Consider the following 22,814-nt stretch of genomic DNA (forward strand, 5'->3'; position numbering starts at 1 on the left):
TCCCCCTCACCCGGAATTCAAGCTGCGCTCGAATTCCGGCCTCTCCCCGCAAGCGGGGAGAGGCGAAGTAGCGCCGCCGGCGTCTTAGGCAACACCGACTCGGATCGCCTGCTCGATGGTGCGGGCCTCGCGCAGCAAGATCTCCGCAACCTCCTGCTCGCGGCGAGGGCCGAGCCTCGTCCGAACGGCGGCGACGGTCATGGCCGCGGCCGGCTGCCCGTCCGGCGTCTTGATCCAGGTCGAGATCGATTTCGTGCCCTGCACGAGGCCGATCTCTCTCATATTATACCCCCGCTTCCGCGCGGCGGTGACCTGGCCGAGCACGGTCGCGACGTCGGTCTGGTAGGCCTCGAACCGCTTCTCATTGGCTGCGACGATTTTTCGCGCGTCCGGCGCGGGCATTGCGGCGAGGATGGCAACGCCTGCGCTGGAGACACCGAGCGGCCGGCGCGCGCCGACCTCGATCGACAGCACCTGGATCGGATAGACACCGATCCTCCGATCGACGCACAGTGTGTCGTGGCCGGTCCGCACCGTCAGGAACAGCGTGTCGCCGATCTCGGCTGACGCGCGCCGCAGCGACGGATTGGCAGCGACCAGCAGCCGCGACGGTCGCGGCCGCGCCAGCGCCAGCTCCGGCACCTGGTTGCCGATCGCGTAGCGGCCGGTTTTGCCGTGCCGCTCGACGATGCCTTCCTCGATCAGCACATGGACGATGCGATGCACGGTCGGGCGGGTGAGGCCGGTCGCGCGCACGACCTCGGCCAATGGCACACCGTCCTCGCGGCCTGCGGCAAGAATACGCAGCACGGCGAGCGCGCGCCGGATCGCCTGCGCGCCCTGTCGCGGTTCCATTGTGTTGCGGGCCGATTTCGGTGAAAGTCGCTTGTCCATAATATGGACAAGAACGCCACAATTCACTCGACAGGTAAAGCGCTCATCTGGAGATTGCGCGGCGATCGAGCGCCACGCGCAACGTCAAGGCGTTCGAAGTGAATTGGAAGCGCCGCCGGGAGGTTAACATGAGATTAATCTGGATTGCCATAGCTGCCGCAGCCGCGATGCTGGCGGGACCCGCGTCGGGCCAGCAATGGCCGGCGCGCAGCGTCAAGCTGATCGTGCCTTATCCTGCCGGCGGCAATGTCGACAGCGCCGCGCGGATCGTCGCCGACAAGCTCCAGGAAAAGCTCGGCCAGCCCTTCATGATCGAGAACAAGGCCGGCGCCGGCGGCATGATCGCGGGCGAGGCCTTCGCGAAATCGGCGCCCGACGGCTACACGCTGTTCGTCGGTGCCAACGGCCCGGTGCTGTTCGCGACCGAGATCAACAAGCGCGATGCCTATAATTGGAAGAAGGATTTCCTTCCCATCACGACCATCTCGATGACGCCGCTGGTGCTCGAGGTGCATCCCTCCGTGCAGGCCAATACATTCAAGGAATTCGTCGAGCTCGCCAAGCGCGATCCTGGCAAGCTGACGATGGCCTCGCCCGGCCCCGGCACCACCAACCATCTGCTCAGCGAGCTGATGCAGTCCAACCTCGACCTGCAATGGGTCACCGCGCATTACCGCGGCAACGCGCCTGCCATCAACGACCTGCTCGGCGGCCAGGTGCAGTTCGCATTCGACCAGCTCACGGTCAGCCTCCAGCACATCAAGGCCGGCCTGTTCCGCGCGCTCGCCGTCACCAGCCCGCATCGCCTGAAGTCGCTGCCTGACGTGCCGACCTTCGCCGAACTCGGCTACAAGGATTTTGACGGCCAGACGTTTACCGGCCTGCTCGCGCCCGCCGGCACGCCGGCGCCGATCGTGGACAAGCTGCACGAGACGCTGGTCGCGATCCTGAAGGACCCCGCCGTGGTCGACAAGTTCGAGAAGCTCGGCGGCGAAGCCACGCCGATGACGCCGGACGAATTCAGGGCTTATCTGGAGCGCGAGGACGCCAAGTGGATTCCGGTCGTGCGCAAGGCCAACATCAAGGCTGATTGATCGATGCAGATCGACCCCACCGAGCTCGGCGCGGAGCGCATCTACCGCCTGATGACCGGCATCGTGGTGCCGCGCCCGATCGCCTGGGTGACGAGCCTGTCGCGTAGCGGCGTGCTCAACCTCGCGCCCTTCAGCGCCTTCACCTTCGTCTCGCAGAAGCCGCCGATGCTCGCCATCAGCGTCGGCCGCAAGGGGGCCAACTACAAGGACACCGCGCACAACATCCTCGATACCGAGGAATATGTGATTCACATCGCCGATACCCCGCTGATGAAGGCGGTGCACGACAGCTCGGTCGAGCATCCGCCTGAAGTGAGCGAGGTCGCAGAGCTGGGCCTGGAGACGATCGCGAGCGAGCGCATCAAGGTGCCCCGGCTTAGCGCCGCACCCGTCGCGATGGAATGCCGCTTCCGGCAGTGCCTCGAATTCGGCGACGCCCGCAGCCGGCTCATCGTCGGCGAGGTCGTGATGTTTCATTTGCGCGACGGCCTCGTGAACGAGGGCAAGGTGGAGACCAAGGCGCTCGATCCGATCGCGCGCATCGGCGGGCCGCGTTACGCCAGCCTCGGCGAGATCGTGACGCTGAACACCGTGTTCCAGACTCCCAAATCGAAAGACTGAGCGCGCGGCTCATCGCGCCGTCACGTGTGCCTGAAGACCATTGGAGAAAGACAATGCGACTCCTGAGCTATCTCTTGGACGGAGAGCCGCGCTACGGCGCGGCCGTCGCAGGCGGTGTCGTCGACCTGACCAGGCGGATCGGCCGGGACTATTCCGACGTCAAGGCGCTGATCGCGGCCAACGCGCTCGACGAGGCGCAGGAAGCAGTGGCAGGACAAAAGCCCGACTACGCCCTGGACGAGCTCGTCCTGCTGCCGCCGGTGCTGGCGCCGGAAAAGCTCTGGTGCATCGGCGTCAACTACGCCGAGCGCAACGCCGAATACAAAGACAATTCGGACCTGCCCAAATATCCGAGCCTGTTCGTGCGCAGCATGTCGTCGATGACGGGTTCCGGTCAAGCGCTCGAAAAGCCGCACGTATCCGAGCAGCTCGATTACGAAGGCGAGCTCGTCATCGTGATCGGACAGGGCGGCCGCCACATCCCGCGCGAAAAGGCATGGTCGCACATCTTCGGCATGACCCTATGCAACGAAGGCACGATCCGCGACTGGCTGCGTCACGGCAAGTTCAACGTCACGCAAGGCAAGAATTTCGATCGCTCCGGCAGCATCGGTCCTTGGATCGTCACCGCGGACGAGCTCGACCCGCGCGGTCCCCACGACATCATCACGCGCGTCAATGGCGAGGTGCGGCAGCAGGACACGACCGAGCGGCTGATGTTCCCGTTCGACCATCTGATCTCCTATCTCTCGACCTTCGCCACGCTGAAGCCCGGCGACATGATCGTGACGGGCACGCCGACGGGGGCGGGCGTGCGCTTCGATCCGCCGCGTTGGCTGAAAGTCGGCGACGTCGTCGAGGTCGGGTCCAGCCGCATCGGCGTGCTGCGCAATGTCGTCGCCGCGGAGCAGTAAATCATGCTGGATGCCGCCACGATCGAACGCCTTGCCGCGCGCCTGGATGAAGCCGAGCGCACCAAGTCGCTGATCACGATGTTCACGAAGGACTATCCCGATTTCGCCATCGAGGATGCCTACGCCGTCCAGCGCGCCTGGACCAAACTCCAGCTCGGGCGCGGCCGAATCATCAAGGGCCACAAGATCGGCCTGACCTCGAAGGCGATGCAGAACGCGGTCGGCATCTCCGAGCCCGACTACGGCGTGCTGTTCGCCGACATGTTCTATGCCGACGCCACGCCGATTCCGTTCGACCGTTTCCATGCACCGCGTATCGAGGTCGAGCTCGCCTTCGTGCTGAAGGCGCCGCTGCGCGGGCCCGATTGCACCATCTTCGACGTGCTCAATGCCACCGACTACGTCACGCCCGCGCTCGAAATCCTCGAGACGCGCATGCATCGCGTCGATCCCCAGACGGGCAAGGCGCGAAAAGTCATGGACACGATCTCGGACAACGCAGCGAATGCCGCGCTGGTGCTTGGCGGCCGGCCGTTCCGCCCCCTGGATGCGGACCTGCGCTGGATCGGCGCCCTGCTGTTCCGCAATGGCGAGGTCGAGGAGACCGGGCTTGCCGCCGGCGTGCTCAATCACCCCGCCAACGGCATCGCCTGGCTCGCCAACCGCCTCGCGCCGCATGACGAATATCTCAGGGCTGGCGAGGTCGTGTTGGCGGGATCGTTTACGCGTCCGGTCGACATCCGCCGCGGCGACACGTTCCATGCCGACTACGGCACGTTCGGCTCGGTGTCCTGCCAGTTCGTTTGAACCAACAAAATAAAAGGGAGCGCACCATGACCGGCCAATCGCGGCGCAAGAGCATCCATATCGGCGGCTTCAAGCACGCCAACCCGATTCCGAACGCCTGCCGCATCGGCAATCTGGTGATGTCAGGCGTCATCCTCGGCCGCGATGCGGTCGGCGCGATGCCCGAAAGCCTGGACGCGCAATGCGCCAACATGTTCGCGTATATGAAGGCGACCGTTGAGGCCGCCGGCGGCACCACGGACGACATCATCAAGATGACGGTGTGGCTGAAGGACCGCACGCAGCGTGCACCCGTCAATGTCGAGTGGCTGAAAATGTTTCCCGACGAGCATTCGCGCCCGGCGCGCCACGCGCTGCCGATGGACAACATGGAGGGCGGCGCACTGGTGCAGTGCGACTTCACCGCTGTGATCGACTGAAGGAGCACCTTGCATGCCGACCTATCTGCCGTTCGATCCCAACCCGCGCCGCCCGATCAAGGCGCCGCCGCCCAAAACCGTCGACAGCCAGTTTCATGTGCTGGGTCCCATCGACAAATATCCCGAGCGTCCAGGTGCTGCCTATCGGATGCCGAGTGCGACCTGGGAAGCGGCGTTGCGCGTGCACAAGACGCTCGGTATCGAGCGCGGCATCATCGTGCAGACCACGACCTACGGCGCGGACCATTCCGTCGTGCTCGACGGCCTCGCCGCGATGGGCCCGAACTATCGCGGCTGCGCCAACGCGCTGGTGTTCGCGGAGGCGAACGATTCCTATCTGGCCAAGCTGCATGACGCCGGCGTGCGCGGCGCGCGCTTCAGTTTTCGACAGGAACTGGGCGCCGTGCTGTCGGATGCGGATTTCGCCCGCGCCATCGCGCGCATCCGCGAACTCGGCTGGTACGTCAAAATCCAGCCGGAGAAGGACGGCATCGTCTCCAGCGTCGCCAAATACGAGAATCTCGACGTGCCCGTGCTGATCGACCACATGGCCCGCCCCGATCCGGAAGCCGGCAAGAACGATCCGAACCTGCGCAAGATGCTGGAGCTGCTCACCAAAGGCAATTTCTGGGTCATGTTGTCACTCGGCGAGAAGACCTCGAAGGCCGGCCCGCCCTACGACGACGTGATCCCGATCGCGCGCACCTATATCGAGGCCGCAATCGACCGCTGCGTCTGGGCCAGCGACTGGCCGCATCCGGTTTCGGTCAAGCAGCCGCCGAACGATGCCGATTTGCTCGAGCTGATGTACCGCTACGCGCCTGATCAAGCCGAGCTGGAGAAGATTCTGGTGCACAATCCGGCCAAACTGTTCGGGTTTCCGGATTGATTCTTGCCGCGCTCATTGCTGTCGGAATTCCGGGGTCGGGCTGACGCGTCCCGGAATGACGGGATAGCTTATGGCGAGATGATCCGGTCGCGCATGGCGATCATCACGGCCTGCGTGCGGGTCACTGCGCCAAGCTTGTCACAGCAGCTCCTGACGTGAGCCTTCACCGTGCGCGCCGTGATGTGCAGGCGATCAGCGATCTGCTCCGTGGAACGTCCGATGGCGGCCAGCGTCAGCACCTCACGCTCGCGTATAGATAGTGCGAGCTGGAGCACCTGAGGCACGCCCGCCAGCCTCAGCGAGCGATCGAAGCCATAAAGCGCCATGAGATGGAGCGCGGGCAACTGCCGATCCGGAAGCTCGATCGAGGCGCCTCCGAAAAAGACCTGACCCAGGCGGCGCGCAGGCGAGGCGACCGGGATCATGACGCCATCCACCATGCCGAAGTCGTGGGCGCGCCGCACGAGCTCGGCCGCGCGCGGCTCCCGCTTCGGATCGTACGGCGCCTCCCTGAACCATCGGAACGGCCGGACCGTCACGTTGCAATAGCGCAGCGCCGGATCGGCGTGCAGAAACTGCTCCTTGGAGTACATATCCAGAAATCCGGCCGGCAGCCGTTCGGCGAGGACGGCCGCGCGCGGACGTTCGTTCGCCGCTGGCGCAAGATAGGAGCAACAGAAATAGTCAAAGCCGTGCTGCCCGAGCACGTGGCCCATGGCGTCAAGAACGCTGGCAGCGTCGGGAAGCTTCTGCACTTTCTCCACGAATTCGAACGCGCGACAGCGAATCTCGTCCATCCACGGTCCTGCATCAGGTTTGAGAGCTCGGCGAAGTGCTACCCTTCCGTATATCGAACTGTAGGACAGCCATGTGTTAGCTGGCAATCCGCGCGGAGTTGAGGGCCATCACGTTGGTCATGGTCTCCGCTCTATCGAGGCTCCTCGGGAGATTGGCCCGCACGCGTCGGCCGCTCGAAGCCCCCGATCAAGCTGCCGGTTGGTCCGCCAGCCTGTCGCGTACTGCCGCCGCGATCTCGAACGAGCGTAGCCGCGCCGTATGGTCGTAGATCTGGCCCGTCGTCATCAATTCGTCCGCGCCGGTATCGGCGATCAGCGCCTTCAGCTTCTCCTCGACGACATCACGCGAGCCGACCGCGGAGCAGGACAGCGACTGGCCCACCATGGCCTTCTCGGCCGGCGACCACAGCGCGTCCATGTCGTCCACCGGCGGCGGCAACGGGCCGGGCGTGCCGCGGCGCAGATTGATGAACTGCTGCTGCAGCGAGGAGAACATGCGCTGCGCCTCCAAATCGCTATCGGCGGCGAATACGTTGACGCCGACTATCGCGTAGGACTTGTCGAGCTGCGCCGAGGGCTCGAAGCGCGCGCGATATTCGCGCAGTGCCGGCATCATCATCTGTGGCGCGAAATGCGAGGCGAAGGCGAACGGCAGCCCGAGCATGGCCGCAAGCTGTGCGCCGAACATGCTGGAGCCGCGGATCCAGAGCGGCACCTTCGTCCCCATGCCCGGCACGGCGCGGATCGCCTGGTCCGGCTGCAAATCGCCAAGCAGCGCCTGCAATTCCAGCACGTCATGCGGAAAGTTTTCGGCCGCCGTTGCAAGGTCGCGCCGCATCGCCCGCGCGGTGAGCTGGTCGGTGCCCGGCGCGCGGCCGAGCCCGAGATCGATGCGCCCGGGATAGAGCGATTCCAGCGTGCCGAACTGCTCGGCGATCACCAGCGGCGAATGGTTCGGCAGCATGATCCCGCCGGAGCCGACGCGGATCGTCCTGGTCCCGCCCGCGATATGCCCGATCACCACGGAGGTCGCGGCGCTCGCGATACCCGTCATGTTGTGATGCTCGGCGAGCCAGAACCGCTTGTAGCCCCACGTCTCCGCATGCTGGGCGAGATCGAGCGAATTGCGAAACGCCTGCGCCGCATCGCCACCCCTGCGGATGGGAGCGAGGTCGAGCACGGAGAAGGGGATCATGTTGGGGGTACCGGGTGGAAGGCGATATACGCCGGAGCTTCACATGTAGTGGCGTCCAGCCCGAATGTCAGCGCGGCACGGCCGCCCAAATGTCCGCGCAACGATGCCATTCAAAATCGCCGTGCCGGGCTTGATCCGAGCCCCATGGCTCGAACCATGACGAGGCGTTGCAGGCAATCACGTTTTTCCGCGCGGGTCTTTCAGGAGGCCCGGCTGGACACGGCCACCTTCCCCGAACACGTTGAGAACCTCGCTGCAAAACGCAGGGATCTCGGCGGCATCGGCCCGCACTGCATATTCGGCATCTCCCTTTTCCAGCGCGATGTCTTGCGCAATCCCCTCTGGCGTTGCGTGTTGTGCGTTTGGTCCTTTGCGCAAAAATTCGGTCCACGACGATCGTCCCGTCGCGATGATCGTTTCCGCGGCCTGTGTGTTCGCCTCGACGCCAGCGCATTTGCCGGGAACGGCAAGCGCGTAATAAGCGGCGAAAACCGGACTCAATGAGTTGTTTGCAGTGGGGTCTTCGTTCGGCCGCAATCCGATCCCGGCATTTGCATCGGCCTTCGTGCATCGGGCCAGTGTCTTCGGCGGATCGTGCCTGGCCAGGTACGTGATTTCAATGGCGCCCTTGTCGAGCAGCTTGACTTTCGCACGCCAGACCGACCGATTGCCGGGACTCCTGAGATTGAGGATGTATCCCTCCTTCAGCTTCTGGTGCGACACGATGGTGGCGCCGCACATGGAGCCACCACAGAACTCGTAACTGGTCGCACTGATCGAGGTGATGTTATCGGAGTTGCGGTGGTAGGACTGGCATTGCGCAGGGCTGTTGCCGTAACTGCCGATCAGATCGCGGGGGCCGTTCGGATAGACCTTCGCGTCGCCAGCCTTCGCGGCAATCTGTCCGGCAAAGACCGACAGCACGGCGATCGCAAGCAGTCGCTTCATTGTCACGTTTCCCCTCGCCACACACGCACCAGCGTTATCTCTGGATGATACCGCCTTCACTGCGGAAGACTACTGCCGAAAGAAATGGCCATCAATCGAAGGCGTGCCCCGGAAGCGGAGCTTCCGGGCAGGTCTCGTCGAGCGGCCCGCACCCCGTTCACAACACCGTTATTGCGACCTGTTGCGCCTTTTGTCTCAACTGGGCGTCCTTTGCGCGTTGTTGTATCATCAACGGAGCGCCTGCCGCTCGCCAGGAGGACCTGACATGACCATCGTCGTATTCAGCCGCCGCAGTCTCCTCGCCGCCGGCGGCTCCGCTCTCGTTACAGGGGCTTTGGCAACCGGCGCCTCCGGGCTGCTGTTGCCGGCCCGCGCGGACGGGCTCGCGCCGACCGAAACGATGTCGGGCGGGGCGAACAATTACCGCAAGGGCGCGCCGGTCGTGGAGCGGATCGGCAAGGGCGGCTTCTGGATGAGCGGCACCGTGCGCCGCGCCGGCGACGGGGCTCCGCTCGCTGGCCAACGCATCCAGATCTGGGCGCACACGACCGAAGGCCAGGAACACGAGCCGCAGAGTCACGGCGCCACGCTCACCGACAAGGACGGGGCGTTCCGGCTCGAGATGCCGCAGATCATTCCGATCTTCGGCCAGCCGCATGGTCACCTCGCCTATGACAGCAGTGAGTTCAAAACTGTCTTCCTGCGGCCGGTGATGCGGAGCGCCAAGGAAACCAGCCTCGAGGCGCACTTCGTGCTTCAGCCGGCCTAATCGATTGCGAATGAAGCAATGGAGATCGGCGCGGGCGCCCCTGATCTGGGTCGCCCTTGCCTTAGCCATTGGCGTGCCGATCGCGCTCGCCGCGGGAAGCGAGCAACTCGCATGGCGCGGTCCGGTCTACATCCTCGCCGGCTTCGCAGGCATTGTTGCCCTCGGTCTCGTGCTGGTTCAGCCCTTGCTGATTGGCGGATATTTGCCGGGCCTGTCGGCCTATCGCGGACGGCGCGCCCATCACTGGATCGGCGGCGCGCTTGCTCTGGCGATTGTGATCCATGTCGCCGGCCTCTGGATCACCAGCCCGCCCGACATGATCGACGCCCTGACCTTCTCGTCGCCGACGCCGTTCTCTCCCTTTGGCGTGACCGCCATGTGGGCGATCTTCGCGGTCGCGCTCCTGGCGCTGCTCCGCCGGCGATTGGGCCTGCGGCTGCGAACCTGGCGCCTCGTCCATATTCCGCTCGCGATCGTCATCGTCGCAGGCAGCGTCGCCCATTGCCTGCTGATCGAGGGGACGATGGAGACCATCTCGAAGGCGGCGCTTTGCGCAGCTGTGCTCGCGGCGACCATCAAGGTCATCGCGGACCTCTGGAGAAGACCGACGTTGCGCGGCGAGAGCTCGTAGCCCGGATACGCTCGTGCTCCATCCGGGCTACGCCTGCGAACTAATCCCGTTCGTCGTATTTATCGCAACGTGAATCGCCTCGCCTGACGTCGGTGTCGATCTCGTCAAGCGGCGGGGTGCATCGAAGCAACGAATATTTGTCGTTGTAAGGCGCGGGCTGTCGCCGGCAGACACTCGCGCCGATGGGGACCTGGATCGACTGAGTTCCAACGGTGTAGAAGCAATTGTCCGACTTTGGATCCGCTTTTTTGGCTGCGTCCTGCGCCAATGCCGGCGCCGAACCGAGCGTCACGACTGCAATTACGACAGCTTTCCACACGGCCACTCTCCGTTAAAAGCATGATCCGGACCCGAACGGCCGCGTTAGCGCAAAATGCGAATCGGCTTTCCGAACGGATCATGCGCAAACAACAACCCGAAGCGCGATGACGATTCATCTCGATCTCGTCGCGCTTTAGTGCAGCAGAGATCGGGACAATGTACGATCGATTGGCGAAACATTCAATTCATACGCACGTATGGTGGCTGGAGCACTTGCGTCGGCTTGCCCGGACAGGCGAGGCCGTTGAGGCCAGTCTTGAAATCGCAAATTGAGGGACGTGCGAACATCGGCTCCAAGCGTGTCGAGCGTCGTCAGTGCCGATGTGCGCTCTGCTTGCCGCAGATAGCGGCGGGGCGTATCCTCGCCGAATGGTTGTCAGTGCCCCCGATCTGAAAGCGTTTCTGCTCGCGACGCCGTTCTTCGGCGGTCTTACGGACCCAGGTCTCGTCCTCCTGATGTCGATGCTTGTCGAGTGCCACTTCGATGTCGGCGCGACCGTCGTGACGGAAGGCGAGCCGGGACGCTCGATGTTCATCGTCAGATCCGGCCGGCTGGCGGTGAGCAAACGGAGGAATGCGGGGAGCGTCGTGCCGATCTCCGTTCTGGAGCGTGGTGATTTCTTCGGTGAGATGACGCTGATCGAAATGCAGAATCGCTCGGCCACGGTGGTCGCGGAAAGCCCGACCGTGCTGTACGAGCTGACGGCCCAAAATCTCTACGCCTGCTACAAGGCCGATATCCACGCCTATGTGATCGTCCTGCAGAACATCAATCGCGAGCTATGCCGACGGCTGCGCCGTGCCGACGAGCGGTTTGCGGGGCACCAGGTGGGTGAAGAGGATTGATCATGCGTAGGATGGGTAGAGCCCTTGCGAAACCCATCATGCCCCGGCACCGAACAAGGCCTTGAGGGCTTCGCTTCGCTCGACCCATCCGAGGAGCAGGCATCGCTGATGCGGCTACAGCAACGCCATCGAGTGCAGCGAGTTTCTATGCAAGCCGAAGGCAACTATGCCGGACAGAAACAACGCAATCCCAGTCACGATTAGGCAACACGCAAACACTATCGGAGCCTCTGATTCATCGTCCACGGCACGGACCATAATAGATAAAATTTTACCGACAATCGAAAGGAAGAATTAACCTTACCTGCGCGGCCCAGTCTCGACCCGTCGGGCAAAACACCCGCCTCCTGCAAAACGCTGTCAATCCTTCCCGACAAAAATATTCCACTTTACCGAAATTCGGAATTGCGGCATTCTCTGCGCCATCCCGGCCCAAGGAGAGGGGCGATCGTACGTCGTGTCGAACGTGGGTCGGGGTGCGGTGGACGCGGCAGTGTCGGGCACGCGAAGGCGGGATCAGGGCGAGATGAACCTCGTGAGGTCTTGGCTAGCGTGCGGACGACCGGCGCCTGTGTCCGGTTAAGCCTTTGGGCGGAGCCGGGCGGCTGCGTACGGCAAAATCGTGTGGTCCTGGCCGTCGTTGCTACGGTCAAGCCTTGCGGAGATGGATCGGGGCTCAACCGGGTCTTCGGCCATCGCCAATTCGCAAGGCGACGGTTACAAAAAGGAACTCGTCGCCGGGGAGAGCGCGGCATAAGCCGTCAACCCATTGCGCAGGGAAGGCCGAGTGTTCGGCGTCACCTGTATGCTGCTGTGCGGTTTTCTGCGTGTGCTTTTGCGCAGCAGACCGCGGGTGCCAGCCGGCACCCGGTCTTCCCTGCGCCCTCTTCACTAAGAGGGGTACGCAAAACAGCAAAACTCGGGCATCCCGTGCCGCGAGAAGGCTGCTTCATGCGTTTGAGCTGAAGAATGGTGCTGCCAGACAGGATTGAACTGTCGACCTCTCCATTACCAATGGAGTGCTCTACCACTGAGCTACGGCAGCATGTGCTGGGACAAGAATCGGCCGCCAAGGGCGGCCACCAAGCGGGCCGATATCTGACACAAGCCCCCCTCCTGTGCAAGCTTGCAGGGCAGGTCGGAACGAGAAAATCGGGGCGATATCAGGCCCAAAGTGCCCGATTTGGCGCGAAACGGCCGACTTCTCCGGATTTTGGTCCTGATATCCCCGGCCAACTGGCCAGTTGGCGAAGCCGTCGGATTCGGTCCATTTCGAGTTTCGCACGATCGGATTCGCGCGGGCCTCTTGAGCTGCCTTATTCCTCGGGCATGTTATCGCCAATCGCTGTATGGACCCGTGATGGCTGACGAGAACGACAAAAGCACACGACAGGCGAGCGGATCCCGCGACGACCGCCTGAAATCGGCGCTGCGTGAAAATCTGAAGCGGCGGAAGGTGCAGGCGCGCGAACGCGCCGCAATCACCGACCCCTCGCAGAATGACAATGGTTCCCTAAATGAGGGGACCGCCGGCAAGACCGACAGTTGAAATCCGGCGGCTGAAATTTCTTGGAGTGAGTGGAAGTGGCAATGGCGCAGGACGAATCGCAACGAACCGATGGTGATGCGCAAATGTCGCGGTTCACGCGTCCTGAACAGACCTTTCCGGCGCTGACGTCAGCTGAGATCGAGAGGATGCGGCATTTCGGCGAGGTCCGCCTCTATGCCGACGGCGAGCTCCTGTTCGAGACCGGCAAGCCGGGGCCGGGCATGTTCGTCGTTTTGAAGGGCCATGTCGCCATCACCCAGCGTGATGGTCTCGGCAACGTCACGCCGCTGATCGATCAGGGCCCGGGGCAATTCCTGGCCGAGCTCAGCCAGCTCTCCGGCCGCCCCGCGCTGGTCGACGGCCGTGCCGAGGGCGAGGTCGAAACGCTGCTGTTGCCGCCGGAGCGCCTGCGCGCGCTGCTGGTCGCCGAGGCCGAGCTCGGCGAGCGCATCATGCGCGCGCTGATCCTGCGCCGGGTCAATCTGCTCCAGGCCGGCGTTGGCGGTATCGTGCTGATCGGTCCCTCGCATTCGGCCGGCGTCGTCAGGCTGCAAGGCTTCCTCACGCGCAACGGCCAGCCGCATCACCTGCTCGATCCCGCGCGCGACCGCGACGCCGCCGACGTCATCGCGCGCTATTCGCCCAAGCCGGAAGACTGGCCGCTGGTCGTCACTCCCGATGGCGCGGTGCTGCGCAATCCCGGCGAGACCGAAGTCGCGCGCGCGATCGGCATGATCGGCGGCCCGCGCAACGACCGCATCTACGACGTCGCGATCGTCGGCTCCGGACCGGCCGGGCTCGCCACCGCGGTGTATGCGGCGTCCGAAGGATTGTCGGTTGCCGTGCTCGACACCCGCGCCTTCGGCGGCCAAGCCGGCGCCAGCGCGCGCATCGAAAATTATCTGGGCTTTCCGACCGGCATCTCCGGCCAGGCATTGACTGCGCGCGCGTTCAACCAGGCGCAAAAATTCGGCGCCGAGATCATGATCCCTGTCACCGTGAAGTCGCTCGACTGCACGCGCAAGGACGGCGCGTTCTCGGTCGCGCTCGACGGCAGCGATCCCTTGCGCTCTCGCGCGGTCGTGGTCGCGAGCGGCGCGCGTTATCGCCGGCCTGACATCGACAACCTCGACAAGTTCGAGGGGCGCGGCGTCTGGTACTGGGCCTCCCCCGTCGAGGCGAAGCTCTGCGCCGGCGAGGAAGTGGCGCTGGTCGGCGCCGGCAATTCGGCAGGCCAGGCGGCCGTGTTCCTGTCGGGCCACGCCAGGAAGGTGCTGATGATCATCCGCGGCGGCGGCCTGGGCGCCAGCATGTCGCGCTATCTCATCGAGCGCATCGAAGCGACGCCGAACATCGAACTGCTGTTCAACACCGAGATCTCCGCGCTCGAGGGCGACGAGGCTTCGCTGCTGCGGCGCATCCGCTTGAAGAGCCGGTTGTCGTGCGACGAGGACACCGCCGACATCCGCAATCTCTTTCTGTTCGTCGGCGCCGATCCCGCCACCAACTGGCTCGACGGCTGCGGTGTCACGCTCGATCGTGGCGGCTTCGTCGTCACAGGCGCGCAGTCGGAGCAGAACCAGGGCCGGCTCGTCGCGCCGCTGGAGACCTCGGTGCCCGGGGTCTACGCGGTCGGCGATGTCCGCTCCGGCTCGGTCAAGCGCGTCGGCGGGGCCATCGGCGAAGGCGCGCAGGTCGTGGCCTCCCTGCACGGCTATCTCGGCGACGCCGCAAAACCGGCGCTTTAGAACGTTTCGAGCGAAGTGGATACCGGTTCGCGTGAAGAAAACGCGTCAAACAAGAATCTAGAACCATTTCTGTTCCGATCCTATCGGAACGGAAATGGCTCTAGTCAAGCAGAAGACAAGCAGACGGCAAGTCGAATGTGGCTTGCCATTATGCCGTGTGATGCGTGACTATCCCTCGACGCGAGTCCAATCGCGCATGGAAGAATAAAGATTCCTATGGGAGGACTAAATGGCTGAACTCGTCGTGCTCTACAAAACGCCCAAAGACGCTGCCGCCTTCGACAAGCATTATGTCGAGACCCACATCCCGCTCGCCAAGAAACTTCCCGGCCTGAAGAAATACGCCGTCAGCACGGGCGCGGTCGGCTCGCCCGCCGGTCCGTCCGGCGTTCACCTCGTCGCCATTCTCTCCTTCGACAGCGTGGGCGACATCCAGAAGGCCTTCGGTAGCGAAGCGGGCAAGGCGGCCGCGGGCGACGTGCCGAAATTCGCCAGCGGCGGCGCCGATCTGCTGATCTTCGACACCAAGGAAGTGTGAGACTCGATTCAACTTTCGTAGAAAACCTGCCATCGTTTGTGACATCGCTGCAAAAAATTCAGCCATGCGTTTGTCGATTCGCACGACGACGCATGGCTTCGCACGAGCCTGTGACATTGCGCATATAGCCATTCCATGAGGGCCGTAATACCATCTCATCCTTCCAAACGGAGAGCTTGAGATGTTGCTTGGATTGAGTCTGCCCGCCTTCACGTTGGTCCATGTCATCATCAGCCTGATCGGTGTCGCCGCCGGCCTCGTCGTCATGTTCGGCCTGCTCGCTTCGAAGCCGATGCCGGGCCTCACCGCGATCTTCCTGCTGTTCACGATCCTCACCAGCGCCACCGGCTTCCTGTTTCCGTTCAAGGAACTGCTGCCCTCGCACATCATCGGCATCATCTCGCTGGTGCTGCTCGCGGTCGCCTGCCTTGCGCTGTACGGCATGAAGCTCGCCGGCGTGTGGCGTCCGGTCTACATCGTGACCGCGATGATCTCGCTCTATTTCAACGTCTTCGTGCTGGTGATCCAGTCGTTCCTCAAGGTGCCGGCGCTCGCCGCGCTCGCGCCGGCCGTGGCGCCGGCCCCGCCGGGCGGCCCCGTGTTCGCCGTGGTGCAGGGCATCGTGCTGGTGTTCTTCGTGGTGCTGACAATCGGTGCGTGGCGCCGCTTCAAGCCGATGTCATTTGCCTGATCACACGATTGTCGTCATCCCGGATTGATGCAAGGCATCGCGTTCGGAATTTCGCACAACCACATCTGAATCATCGGTGCGCGCCTGTTGGCGCCGCGCAATGATTTTCACCGAAAGGAGCAATCCATGCCCACCATCACCACCAAAGACGGCGTCGAGATCTTTTTTAAGGATTGGGGCTCGGGTCAGCCGATCGTGTTCAGCCATGGCTGGCCGTTGTCGGCCGACGATTGGGACGCGCAGATGCTGTTCTTCGTCGCGAAGGGCTACCGCGTCATCGCTCATGACCGCCGCGGCCACGGCCGTTCCTCGCAGGTCTCCGACGGTCACGATATGGATCATTATGCCGACGACCTCGCGGCCGTGACGGCGCATCTCGATCTCAAGAACGCGATCCATGTCGGCCACTCCACCGGCGGCGGCGAAGTCGTGCACTACATCGCGCGCCACGGCGAGAGCCGCGTGGCGAAGGCCGCGATACTTTCCGCGGTGCCGCCGCTGATGGTGAAGACCGAGGCCAATCCGGGCGGTCTGCCGAAGAGCGTGTTCGACGATCTCCAGAAGCAGCTCGCCGCCAGCCGCACGCAATTCTATCGCGATCTCCCTACGGGTCCTTTCTATGGCTACAACCGCCCCGGCGCAAAACCGTCCGAAGCGGTGATCCAGAACTGGTGGCGCCAGGGCATGATGGGCGGCGCCAAGGCGCATTACGACGGCATCGTCGCGTTCTCGCAGACCGACTTCACCGAGGATCTCAAGAAGATCACTGTGCCCGTGCTGGTGATGCACGGCGACGACGACCAGATCGTGCCCTACGCTGATTCCGGCCCGCTGTCGGCCAAGCTGCTGAAGAACGGTACGCTGAAGACCTACAAGGGCTTTCCCCACGGCATGCCGACCACGCACGCCGAGACGATCAACGCGGACCTGCTGGCGTTCTTTAAGGCGTGAGGGGCAAAACCCTCACGTCAAGATCGCTCTGATCGCATCGAAGGTGCGCTTCACGAAGGCCTCCGGCTTTTCGCGCGCACCTTCGCCGATCCAGCTCTCGCCACCGACGCGCATCGCGCCGGTCGAGATCATCGCGACGAGCCGGGCCTTCAGCCGGTCCGACTTGCGGCCGGAGCGCTGGGCAAGTCCTTCCGCCAGGGCCTGCTCGAGCTTTTCGTATTTCAGTTGGTCGCGGGCGCGCAGTGCCGGATTGTCGCGCTTGAGCCGCGACATCGCGGCCGCCTCGGCCGGATCGATCCGTTTGACCGCCGCCGCGATCGCATTCTCCGCCGCCGTCAGCATGGATTCGTCGGCGGGCCGCGCGAGGATCTCGGCGACCAGCGCGGCCGCGGCGTCCTCCTGCCAAGCGGCGACCACGTCCTCTTTCGAGGCGAAATAATGGAAGAAGCTGCGGCGCGACATGTCCGCTTTGGTCGCGATGTCGTCGATGGTCGTGGCTTCGAAGCCGCGTTCCAGGAACAGCGCCATCGCCGCCCGCTTCAGCCGCTCACGCGTCTGCTGCTGCTTGCGCGCGCGCAGGCCGGGCGCCGCCGGGGATTTTCCTCCCGGCGACAATGGCTTGGCGGTTTTCCTGGCAGGCTTCGAAACCTTCAAATTATTTCACCTCTTGCAAATTTGCACTCAGTGCACATTTAGACCGATCGCGGGGCTTTTCCAGCCCCGAACGGAGATATGGCATGACCGACTGGAGCACGGCAGACATCCCCTCTCTCAGCGGCAAGACCGCCGTCGTCACCGGGGCGACGGGCGGCCTCGGCTACGAGACGGCGATGGCGCTGGCGGGCGCCGGTGCCATTGTCATACTCACCGGGCGCAACGACGCAAAGGGCCTGCGGGCGATCGAGGGCATTTGCGAACGGTTTCCCAGCGCGCTGATTGCCTATGAGCATCTCGACCTCGCAAGCCTAGCCTCCGTCGCCGATTTCGCCCGGCGATTTGCCGCCAGCAACGAGCAGCTCGACCTCCTCGTCAACAATGCCGGTGTCATGGCGCTGCCGAAACGACAGCAGACGGAAGATGGTTTCGAGATGCAGCTCGGCACCAATTATTTCGGCCATTACGCGCTGACGGCACGCCTGTTGCCGCAGCTTCGCCGCGCGAAGGCGGCCCGTGTCGTCAATCTCTCCAGCCTTGCGCACCGTTCCGGCGCGATCAATTTCGACGATCTCCAGGGCAGGCATTCCTATCGCCCCTGGCGGGCGTACTGCCAGTCCAAGCTGGCGATGCTGATGTTTTCGCTCGAATTGCAGCGCCGCAGCCTCGCCGCCGGCTGGGGCCTGACGAGCCTTGCCGCCCATCCCGGCTACGCGCGGACCGATCTCATTCCGAACGGCCCGGGCACCAGTTCCTTCCGGTCGCGGGTGAGCCGGTGGCTGCAGCCCTTCATCAGCCAGTCCGCGGCCGAAGGTGCACTGCCGACGCTGCTCGCCGCGACCTCGCCTGCCGCCGAGCCCGGCGGCTATTATGGTCCGAACTGGTTCTATGAATTGAAAGGACCGCCGGTGGCGGCGAGGATCATGTCTCAGGCGAAGGATTTTGCCACGGCAGCCATGCTGTGGGATGTCTCGGCAACGTTGACGGGTGTATCCTTCGACGAGATCGCAGCCGCCGCATGAGCCGCGACATCGTTGGGGACGTTCCGATGCGAGTCATCATTTTCGGCGCGACCGGCATGGTCGGGCAGGGTGTTTTGCGCGAGTGCCTGATCGATCCCGGCATTGACCGCGTGCTCGTGGTCGGCCGCAGCCCGACTGGCGTGCGCAACGCCAAGCTCACCGAGATCATCCACGGAGATTTCACCAACTATTCGCCGATCGAAGCGCAGCTCGCCGGATTCGACGCCTGTTTTTTTTGCCTTGGCGTGTCCTCGATCGGCATGAACGAAGAGCGCTACCGCCATCTCACCTACGACATCACGCTCGCCGCTGCGGCGACGCTGGCGCGGCTCAATCCGCAGATGACCTTCACCTATGTCACCGGCGCCGGGACGGATTCCACCGAGCAGGGCGCGCGGATGTGGGCGCGGGTCAAGGGCAAGACCGAGAACGATCTGCTCAAGCTGCCGTTCAAGGGCGCCTATATGTTCCGTCCCGGCGCGATTCAGCCGCTGCACGGCGTCAGGTCCAAGACGGCCTGGGTGCAGGCAATCTACACCGCAACTTGGCCGCTCTGGTCAGTGCTGCGGCGGCTCTCGCCCAGGCTCGCCACTTCGACCGAGCAGTTGGGCCGCGCCATGATCCATGTCGCCCGGGAAGGGTATCCGCGGAAAGTGCTGGAGATGGAGGATATCAATAGCGTCTAGTCGGCCGGCCCGTTACTTGAGGAAATATCGGCGCCCGTGCGCGTTGGGCCATATCCGCCCCCGAGGAGAAGTTCGGTGATGTCTCCCCAGCTCAAACTGATCGCGCTCGACGCCGACGATCTTGCCGTGATCTCGACCCATGTGCAGGACGCCCGCGTCCAGCCCGCCGATATCATCTGGCGGCAGAGCGAGAAGCGGCTGGTGGTCGGGATGAGCCGGCTAGACTGGGAGCAGACGCTGGACGGCGACGCTGAGCCGCGCCGGCTGGTCGCAGCGCTCCGCTTCGACCGCGTGCTCGCCTGCAAATCGCGCAACATCGACCTTGCCGCTTCGGACGAGATTCTGGACCTCATCGGCATCGAGTTTCACGCCCAGGACGGCCGCGAGGAGGAGCCGGGCGGCAGTGCTCTGCTTTTGTTCGCCCAGGGCGGCGCCATTCGCCTCGACGTCGAGTGCCTGGAATGCGAGCTGACTGATCTCGGGTCGGACGAGCTGGGGGCGGGACTGGGGATCGAGGGGGAGGGCTAAGGCGGCCTGTATACCAGCCGAGCCGCTCAGCCTCCGCCGGAACGGCGTCTTCCAAGGGGTGATTGCAAGGGTTGACGCAGCTTCCCCGCCGCGCCATTGAGCAGGGGTCGGGTGAGCCAATCCGCCTCAAAAGACCAGCCGGAAGCCAAGCCAAAATGCCCGTTCGTCTCGACCGCAGCAGCGCCGATTTTGACCAGCGATTTGCGGCCTTCCTGGCCGCCAAGCGCGAGGCCTCGGCCGACGTCGAGGCCGCCGCGCGCACCATTGTCGACGACGTCGCCAGGCGCGGCGATGCTGCCCTGCTCGAGGCCACCGCGAAGTTCGACCGGCTCAAGCTCGATGCATCCGGCCTGCGCATTACCGCCGCCGAGATCGAGGCCGCGGTGAAGGCTTGCGATGCCGTGACGCTGGATGCGCTCAAGCTCGCGCGCGACCGCATCGAGATCTATCACCGCCGCCAGCTGCCGAAGGACGAACGCTTCACCGATCCGCTCGGCGTCGAGCTCGGCTGGCGCTACACCGCGATCGAATCCGCTGGCCTCTACGTGCCCGGCGGCACCGCGGCCTATCCGTCCTCGGTGCTGATGAATGCGGTGCCCGCGAAAGTGGCGGGCGTGTCGCGTCTCGTGATGGTGGTGCCCTCACCCGACGGCAAGCTCAATCCGCTGGTGCTGGCGGCAGCGTCGCTCGGTGGCGTCAGCGAGATCTACCGCGTCGGCGGCGCGCAGGCCGTGGCTGCGCTCGCGCACGGCACCGCGACCATCGCGCCGGTCGCAAAAATCGTCGGTCCCGGCAATGCCTATGTCGCTGCCGCAAAGCGGCTGGTGTTCGGCAAGGTCGGCATCGACATGATCGCCGGCCCCTCGGAGGTGCTGGTGATCGCGGACGACACCGGCAATGCCGACTGGATCGCCGCTGATCTGCTGGCGCAAGCCGAACACGATGCCAGCGCGCAGTCGATCCTGATCACGGATTCCGCGCGGCTTGCTGCCGACGTCGAGAAGGCTGTCGAAGCACAATTGAAGACGCTGCCGCGCGCCGCGATCGCCGGTGCCTCGTGGGTCGATTTCGGCGCCATCATCATGGTGAGGACTCTCGCCGACGCCATTCCATTGGCCGATGCGATCGCCGCCGAGCATCTCGAGATCATGACGACGGACCCGGATGCGCTCGCCGCAAAAATCCGCAACGCCGGCGCGGTGTTCCTTGGGCCCCATACGCCCGAAGCGATCGGGGATTATGTCGGCGGCTCCAACCACGTGCTGCCGACGGCGCGCTCGGCGCGATTCTCCTCAGGCCTCGGGGTCGCCGATTTCATGAAGCGCACCTCTATCCTGAAATGCGGGCCGGACCAGCTGCGTGCGCTGGGACCTGCCGCGATGACGCTTGGCAAGGCGGAGGGGCTGGACGCTCATTCGCGCTCGATTGGATTGCGCCTCAATCTGTCATGACAGAGCTGCCCGAACAGGACGACTCGCAGAACCGCATCGTCGGCGTCACGCTCGACGAGGACTCGATCGGCCGTTCCGGGCCCGACATCGAGCATGAGCGCGCGATCGCGATCTACGACCTGATCGAGCAGAATTTGTTTGCGCCGGAGGGCGCCGATGGGAAGGGGCCGTTCACGCTGCATATCGGCATCACCGGCAGCCGCTTGATGTTCGACATCCGCCGCGAGGACGGCACGCCCGTGGTCGCGCATCTGTTGTCGCTGACGCCGTTCCGGCGGATCGTGAAGGACTATTTCATGATCTGCGACAGCTACTATCAGGCGATCCGGACCGCGACGCCTGACAAGATCGAGGCCATCGACATGGGCCGCCGCGGTATCCATGACGAGGGCTCGCGCACGCTGCAGGAGCGGCTGAAGGGCAAGGTGCGGGTCGATTTCGAGACCTCGCGCCGGCTGTTCACGCTCATTACCGTACTGCACTGGAAAGGTTAGGGTATGGCCCGGAAAAGTGTGCAGCGGTTTTCCGGAAAGGCCATGCCCTCTGCTCAAGAAGGCTAACGGATGGCTGCGCCCCCACGCGCACGCGATCCGCAATCGGTGCTGTTCGCCTGCGCGATGAACAGCGTGCGCTCGCCGATGGCAGAGAGCCTGCTCCGGCACATGTTTCCGCAAGGCCTCTACGTGAAGTCGGCCGGCGCGAGGAAGGGCGAGCTCGATCCCTTCGCGGTCGCTGTGATGGACGAACTCGGCCAGGACATCTCGACCCACAGACCGCAGACGTTCGAGGAGCTGGAGGACTGGGAGGGGTTGAATTTCGACCTCATCATCACGCTCTCGCCCGAGGCGCATCACAAGGCGCTGGAGCTGACCCGCACGCTCGCCGCCGACGTCGAATACTGGCCGACGCAGGATCCCACCACCATCGAAGGCAGCCGCGACCAGAAGCTTTCCGCCTATCGCGAGGTCTGCGACCAGCTCGTGATGCGCATCCGCCGGCGGTTCGCAAAGGTGGGGGCGGCGAACGGGTAGCCGTAACACCTGCGTCACAGACTGGGGGCACACGCATGTCGGAGACCTCGAATCAGCAAAGTCCGGGTTCCCGGGTTGTGAAATCAGCCCCCTTCCGATAGGTTCCGCGCGCAATTCACCCCCTGCTTCATCCCCCAAATCACCTGATGCTCGGCCGCCCCAAATTCGTACTTGCTTCCGGTTCGCCGCGACGCCTGTCGCTGCTCAACCAGGCCGGCATCGAGCCGGACGCGCTCCGGCCGGCCGACGTCGACGAGACGCCGAAGCGGGGCGAGCTGCCGCGCGCCTGCGCCAACCGCCTCGCGAGGGCCAAGGCCGACGCGGCGCTGAAATCAGTACAGCTGGACGACGAGCTGCGCGGCGCCTTCATCCTCTCCGCCGATACGGTTGTGGCGGTCGGCCGCCGCATCCTGCCCAAGGCCAATCTCGTCGACGAAGCCGCGCAGTGCCTGCGGCTGCTGTCGGGCCGCAACCACCGCGTCTACACCGCGATCACCCTCGTCACGCCGCGCGAGGCCTTCCGCCAGCGCCTGGTCGAGACCCGCGTCCGCTTCAAGCGCCTCTCGGAGGACGATATCCAGGCCTATATCGGCTCCGGCGAATGGCGCGGCAAGGCCGGCGGCTACGCCGTGCAGGGCATCGCCGGCTCCTTCGTGGTGAAGATGGTGGGGTCCTACACCAACGTCGTCGGCCTGCCGCTCTACGAGACCACGACGCTGCTGGGCGGCGAGGGATTTCCGATCCGCTTCGGCTGGCTCAACGCCACGGCGGTGTGAGCGCCAACTAAAATCTCGAAAACAAACCCCATGCACAGTAGAAT

26 protein-coding genes and 1 tRNA gene are annotated in these 22,814 nt (G+C 64.2%); 21 read left to right on the top strand and 6 right to left on the bottom strand.

What is annotated here, in order from left to right; translation table 11 throughout:
- Nucleotides 1–84: 84 nt before the first annotated feature.
- Complete coding sequence (locus IVB29_RS14270; RefSeq protein WP_247503999.1) at nucleotides 85–894, bottom strand: IclR family transcriptional regulator; 810 nt, start codon at nucleotides 892–894, stop codon at nucleotides 85–87.
- Nucleotides 895–1,022: 128 nt separating this feature from the next.
- Here IVB29_RS14270 and IVB29_RS14275 point away from each other — a divergent pair, with 128 nt between their 5' ends.
- The 6 genes from IVB29_RS14275 to IVB29_RS14300 are packed head-to-tail and all read left to right on the top strand — an operon-like array spanning nucleotide 1,023 to nucleotide 5,638.
- Nucleotides 1,023–1,988, top strand: a complete 966-nt coding sequence (locus IVB29_RS14275) for a tripartite tricarboxylate transporter substrate binding protein (RefSeq protein ID WP_247504000.1) — start codon at nucleotides 1,023–1,025, stop codon at nucleotides 1,986–1,988.
- 3 nt (nucleotides 1,989–1,991) lie between these two features.
- The gene (locus IVB29_RS14280; RefSeq protein ID WP_247504001.1) at nucleotides 1,992–2,609 is read left to right on the top strand and encodes a flavin reductase family protein; all 618 of its coding nucleotides are present in this window, start codon (nucleotides 1,992–1,994) and stop codon (nucleotides 2,607–2,609) included.
- 53 nt (nucleotides 2,610–2,662) lie between these two features.
- Nucleotides 2,663–3,523, top strand: coding sequence for a fumarylacetoacetate hydrolase family protein (locus tag IVB29_RS14285; protein WP_247504002.1), 861 nt, complete (start codon nucleotides 2,663–2,665; stop codon nucleotides 3,521–3,523).
- A gap of 3 nt (nucleotides 3,524–3,526) precedes the next feature.
- Nucleotides 3,527–4,330 carry a 2-oxo-hept-4-ene-1,7-dioate hydratase gene (gene hpaH / locus IVB29_RS14290; protein WP_247504003.1) on the top strand — a complete coding sequence of 268 codons (804 nt, stop codon included), beginning with the start codon at nucleotides 3,527–3,529 and terminating at the stop codon, nucleotides 4,328–4,330.
- 26 nt (nucleotides 4,331–4,356) lie between these two features.
- Nucleotides 4,357–4,749, top strand: a complete 393-nt coding sequence (locus tag IVB29_RS14295) for a RidA family protein (protein ID WP_247504004.1) — start codon at nucleotides 4,357–4,359, stop codon at nucleotides 4,747–4,749.
- 13 nt (nucleotides 4,750–4,762) lie between these two features.
- Nucleotides 4,763–5,638 (top strand): amidohydrolase family protein, encoded by an 876-nt coding sequence (locus IVB29_RS14300; RefSeq protein WP_247504005.1) that lies wholly within the window; start codon nucleotides 4,763–4,765, stop codon nucleotides 5,636–5,638.
- Nucleotides 5,639–5,706: 68 nt separating this feature from the next.
- Here IVB29_RS14300 and IVB29_RS14305 read toward each other — a convergent pair whose 3' ends face one another.
- The 3 genes from IVB29_RS14305 to IVB29_RS14315 all read right to left on the bottom strand — a co-directional run bounded on the left by IVB29_RS14305 (nucleotide 5,707) and on the right by IVB29_RS14315 (nucleotide 8,578).
- The gene (locus tag IVB29_RS14305) at nucleotides 5,707–6,435 is read right to left on the bottom strand and encodes a LuxR family transcriptional regulator (protein WP_247504006.1); all 729 of its coding nucleotides are present in this window, start codon (nucleotides 6,433–6,435) and stop codon (nucleotides 5,707–5,709) included.
- A gap of 187 nt (nucleotides 6,436–6,622) precedes the next feature.
- Nucleotides 6,623–7,630: an LLM class flavin-dependent oxidoreductase gene (locus IVB29_RS14310; protein WP_247504007.1), complete on the bottom strand. Its 1,008-nt coding sequence runs from the start codon at nucleotides 7,628–7,630 to the stop codon at nucleotides 6,623–6,625.
- A gap of 177 nt (nucleotides 7,631–7,807) precedes the next feature.
- Entirely contained in the window at nucleotides 7,808–8,578 is a 771-nt protein-coding gene (locus IVB29_RS14315) for a hypothetical protein (protein WP_247504008.1), read from the bottom strand.
- 265 nt (nucleotides 8,579–8,843) lie between these two features.
- Here IVB29_RS14315 and IVB29_RS14320 point away from each other — a divergent pair, with 265 nt between their 5' ends.
- From IVB29_RS14320 to IVB29_RS14330, 3 genes are all read left to right on the top strand, one after another.
- The gene (locus IVB29_RS14320) at nucleotides 8,844–9,347 is read left to right on the top strand and encodes a Twin-arginine translocation pathway signal (RefSeq protein ID WP_247504009.1); all 504 of its coding nucleotides are present in this window, start codon (nucleotides 8,844–8,846) and stop codon (nucleotides 9,345–9,347) included.
- Nucleotides 9,348–9,357: 10 nt separating this feature from the next.
- A complete protein-coding gene (locus IVB29_RS14325; protein ID WP_247504010.1) occupies nucleotides 9,358–9,978 on the top strand; it encodes a ferric reductase-like transmembrane domain-containing protein in 621 nt (206 codons plus the stop codon).
- Between the two features lie 690 nt (nucleotides 9,979–10,668).
- Nucleotides 10,669–11,145: a cyclic nucleotide-binding domain-containing protein gene (locus tag IVB29_RS14330; protein WP_247504313.1), complete on the top strand. Its 477-nt coding sequence runs from the start codon at nucleotides 10,669–10,671 to the stop codon at nucleotides 11,143–11,145.
- Nucleotides 11,146–12,115: 970 nt separating this feature from the next.
- Here IVB29_RS14330 and IVB29_RS14335 read toward each other — a convergent pair.
- Nucleotides 12,116–12,190: transfer RNA gene (locus IVB29_RS14335), tRNA-Thr, on the bottom strand.
- A gap of 315 nt (nucleotides 12,191–12,505) precedes the next feature.
- Here IVB29_RS14335 and IVB29_RS14340 point away from each other — a divergent pair.
- From IVB29_RS14340 to IVB29_RS14360, 5 genes are all read left to right on the top strand, one after another.
- Complete coding sequence (locus tag IVB29_RS14340) at nucleotides 12,506–12,694, top strand: hypothetical protein (RefSeq protein ID WP_247504011.1); 189 nt, start codon at nucleotides 12,506–12,508, stop codon at nucleotides 12,692–12,694.
- Between the two features lie 41 nt (nucleotides 12,695–12,735).
- Nucleotides 12,736–14,442: an FAD-dependent oxidoreductase gene (locus IVB29_RS14345; protein ID WP_247504012.1), complete on the top strand. Its 1,707-nt coding sequence runs from the start codon at nucleotides 12,736–12,738 to the stop codon at nucleotides 14,440–14,442.
- A 229-nt stretch (nucleotides 14,443–14,671) separates the two neighbouring features.
- Nucleotides 14,672–14,980: an EthD family reductase gene (locus IVB29_RS14350; RefSeq protein WP_247504013.1), complete on the top strand. Its 309-nt coding sequence runs from the start codon at nucleotides 14,672–14,674 to the stop codon at nucleotides 14,978–14,980.
- Between the two features lie 181 nt (nucleotides 14,981–15,161).
- On the top strand, nucleotides 15,162–15,671 hold the full coding sequence (locus IVB29_RS14355; protein WP_247504014.1) for a hypothetical protein: 510 nt from the start codon (nucleotides 15,162–15,164) through the stop codon (nucleotides 15,669–15,671).
- A 126-nt stretch (nucleotides 15,672–15,797) separates the two neighbouring features.
- Nucleotides 15,798–16,622, top strand: a complete 825-nt coding sequence (locus tag IVB29_RS14360) for an alpha/beta hydrolase (protein ID WP_247504015.1) — start codon at nucleotides 15,798–15,800, stop codon at nucleotides 16,620–16,622.
- A 12-nt stretch (nucleotides 16,623–16,634) separates the two neighbouring features.
- On the opposite strand, the gene IVB29_RS14365 is transcribed toward IVB29_RS14360, so the two are convergent.
- Entirely contained in the window at nucleotides 16,635–17,276 is a 642-nt protein-coding gene (locus tag IVB29_RS14365) for a TetR/AcrR family transcriptional regulator (protein ID WP_247504016.1), read from the bottom strand.
- Nucleotides 17,277–17,359: 83 nt separating this feature from the next.
- On the opposite strand from IVB29_RS14365, the gene IVB29_RS14370 reads away from it, so the two are divergent.
- The 7 genes from IVB29_RS14370 to IVB29_RS14400 all read left to right on the top strand — a co-directional run bounded on the left by IVB29_RS14370 (nucleotide 17,360) and on the right by IVB29_RS14400 (nucleotide 22,770).
- On the top strand, nucleotides 17,360–18,298 hold the full coding sequence (locus IVB29_RS14370) for an SDR family oxidoreductase (protein ID WP_247504017.1): 939 nt from the start codon (nucleotides 17,360–17,362) through the stop codon (nucleotides 18,296–18,298).
- Between the two features lie 26 nt (nucleotides 18,299–18,324).
- Complete coding sequence (locus tag IVB29_RS14375; protein ID WP_247504018.1) at nucleotides 18,325–18,984, top strand: NAD(P)H-binding protein; 660 nt, start codon at nucleotides 18,325–18,327, stop codon at nucleotides 18,982–18,984.
- Between the two features lie 78 nt (nucleotides 18,985–19,062).
- Nucleotides 19,063–19,512 (top strand): DUF2948 family protein, encoded by a 450-nt coding sequence (locus tag IVB29_RS14380; protein ID WP_247504019.1) that lies wholly within the window; start codon nucleotides 19,063–19,065, stop codon nucleotides 19,510–19,512.
- Nucleotides 19,513–19,667: 155 nt separating this feature from the next.
- Entirely contained in the window at nucleotides 19,668–20,963 is a 1,296-nt protein-coding gene (gene hisD, locus IVB29_RS14385; protein WP_247504020.1) for a histidinol dehydrogenase, read from the top strand.
- Nucleotides 20,960–21,457, top strand: a complete 498-nt coding sequence (locus tag IVB29_RS14390; protein ID WP_247504021.1) for a UPF0262 family protein — start codon at nucleotides 20,960–20,962, stop codon at nucleotides 21,455–21,457. Before hisD ends, IVB29_RS14390 begins: the two co-directional genes overlap by 4 nt.
- Nucleotides 21,458–21,526: 69 nt before the next feature.
- The gene (locus tag IVB29_RS14395) at nucleotides 21,527–21,994 is read left to right on the top strand and encodes an arsenate reductase ArsC (protein WP_247504022.1); all 468 of its coding nucleotides are present in this window, start codon (nucleotides 21,527–21,529) and stop codon (nucleotides 21,992–21,994) included.
- Between the two features lie 146 nt (nucleotides 21,995–22,140).
- On the top strand, nucleotides 22,141–22,770 hold the full coding sequence (locus IVB29_RS14400) for a Maf-like protein (RefSeq protein ID WP_007597557.1): 630 nt from the start codon (nucleotides 22,141–22,143) through the stop codon (nucleotides 22,768–22,770).
- Nucleotides 22,771–22,814 lie beyond the last annotated feature (44 nt).

The sequence above is a fragment of the Bradyrhizobium sp. 1 genome (assembly GCF_023073315.1).
In the GTDB taxonomy this organism is placed as follows: domain Bacteria; phylum Pseudomonadota; class Alphaproteobacteria; order Rhizobiales; family Xanthobacteraceae; genus Bradyrhizobium.

Excerpts from the sequence above, each read along its gene's own strand:
- IVB29_RS14320 (WP_247504009.1), top strand. The coding sequence starts at position 8,844 with ATGACCATCGTCGTATTCAGCCGCCGCAGTCTCCTCGCCGCCGGCGGC.
- IVB29_RS14310 (WP_247504007.1), bottom strand. The coding sequence starts at position 7,630 with ATGATCCCCTTCTCCGTGCTCGACCTCGCTCCCATCCGCAGGGGTGGC.
- IVB29_RS14400 (WP_007597557.1), top strand. The coding sequence starts at position 22,141 with ATGCTCGGCCGCCCCAAATTCGTACTTGCTTCCGGTTCGCCGCGACGC.
- IVB29_RS14375 (WP_247504018.1), top strand. The coding sequence starts at position 18,325 with ATGCGAGTCATCATTTTCGGCGCGACCGGCATGGTCGGGCAGGGTGTT.
- IVB29_RS14300 (WP_247504005.1), top strand. The coding sequence starts at position 4,763 with ATGCCGACCTATCTGCCGTTCGATCCCAACCCGCGCCGCCCGATCAAG.
- IVB29_RS14270 (WP_247503999.1), bottom strand. The coding sequence starts at position 894 with ATGGACAAGCGACTTTCACCGAAATCGGCCCGCAACACAATGGAACCG.
- IVB29_RS14395 (WP_247504022.1), top strand. The coding sequence starts at position 21,527 with ATGGCTGCGCCCCCACGCGCACGCGATCCGCAATCGGTGCTGTTCGCC.
- IVB29_RS14360 (WP_247504015.1), top strand. The coding sequence starts at position 15,798 with ATGCCCACCATCACCACCAAAGACGGCGTCGAGATCTTTTTTAAGGAT.
- IVB29_RS14285 (WP_247504002.1), top strand. The coding sequence starts at position 2,663 with ATGCGACTCCTGAGCTATCTCTTGGACGGAGAGCCGCGCTACGGCGCG.
- IVB29_RS14305 (WP_247504006.1), bottom strand. The coding sequence starts at position 6,435 with ATGGACGAGATTCGCTGTCGCGCGTTCGAATTCGTGGAGAAAGTGCAG.
- IVB29_RS14275 (WP_247504000.1), top strand. The coding sequence starts at position 1,023 with ATGAGATTAATCTGGATTGCCATAGCTGCCGCAGCCGCGATGCTGGCG.
- IVB29_RS14280 (WP_247504001.1), top strand. The coding sequence starts at position 1,992 with ATGCAGATCGACCCCACCGAGCTCGGCGCGGAGCGCATCTACCGCCTG.
- IVB29_RS14325 (WP_247504010.1), top strand. The coding sequence starts at position 9,358 with ATGAAGCAATGGAGATCGGCGCGGGCGCCCCTGATCTGGGTCGCCCTT.
- IVB29_RS14340 (WP_247504011.1), top strand. The coding sequence starts at position 12,506 with ATGGCTGACGAGAACGACAAAAGCACACGACAGGCGAGCGGATCCCGC.
- IVB29_RS14350 (WP_247504013.1), top strand. The coding sequence starts at position 14,672 with ATGGCTGAACTCGTCGTGCTCTACAAAACGCCCAAAGACGCTGCCGCC.
- IVB29_RS14315 (WP_247504008.1), bottom strand. The coding sequence starts at position 8,578 with ATGAAGCGACTGCTTGCGATCGCCGTGCTGTCGGTCTTTGCCGGACAG.
- IVB29_RS14370 (WP_247504017.1), top strand. The coding sequence starts at position 17,360 with ATGACCGACTGGAGCACGGCAGACATCCCCTCTCTCAGCGGCAAGACC.
- IVB29_RS14345 (WP_247504012.1), top strand. The coding sequence starts at position 12,736 with ATGGCGCAGGACGAATCGCAACGAACCGATGGTGATGCGCAAATGTCG.
- IVB29_RS14390 (WP_247504021.1), top strand. The coding sequence starts at position 20,960 with ATGACAGAGCTGCCCGAACAGGACGACTCGCAGAACCGCATCGTCGGC.
- IVB29_RS14330 (WP_247504313.1), top strand. The coding sequence starts at position 10,669 with ATGGTTGTCAGTGCCCCCGATCTGAAAGCGTTTCTGCTCGCGACGCCG.
- IVB29_RS14295 (WP_247504004.1), top strand. The coding sequence starts at position 4,357 with ATGACCGGCCAATCGCGGCGCAAGAGCATCCATATCGGCGGCTTCAAG.
- IVB29_RS14380 (WP_247504019.1), top strand. The coding sequence starts at position 19,063 with ATGTCTCCCCAGCTCAAACTGATCGCGCTCGACGCCGACGATCTTGCC.
- hisD (WP_247504020.1), top strand. The coding sequence starts at position 19,668 with ATGCCCGTTCGTCTCGACCGCAGCAGCGCCGATTTTGACCAGCGATTT.
- IVB29_RS14355 (WP_247504014.1), top strand. The coding sequence starts at position 15,162 with ATGTTGCTTGGATTGAGTCTGCCCGCCTTCACGTTGGTCCATGTCATC.
- hpaH (WP_247504003.1), top strand. The coding sequence starts at position 3,527 with ATGCTGGATGCCGCCACGATCGAACGCCTTGCCGCGCGCCTGGATGAA.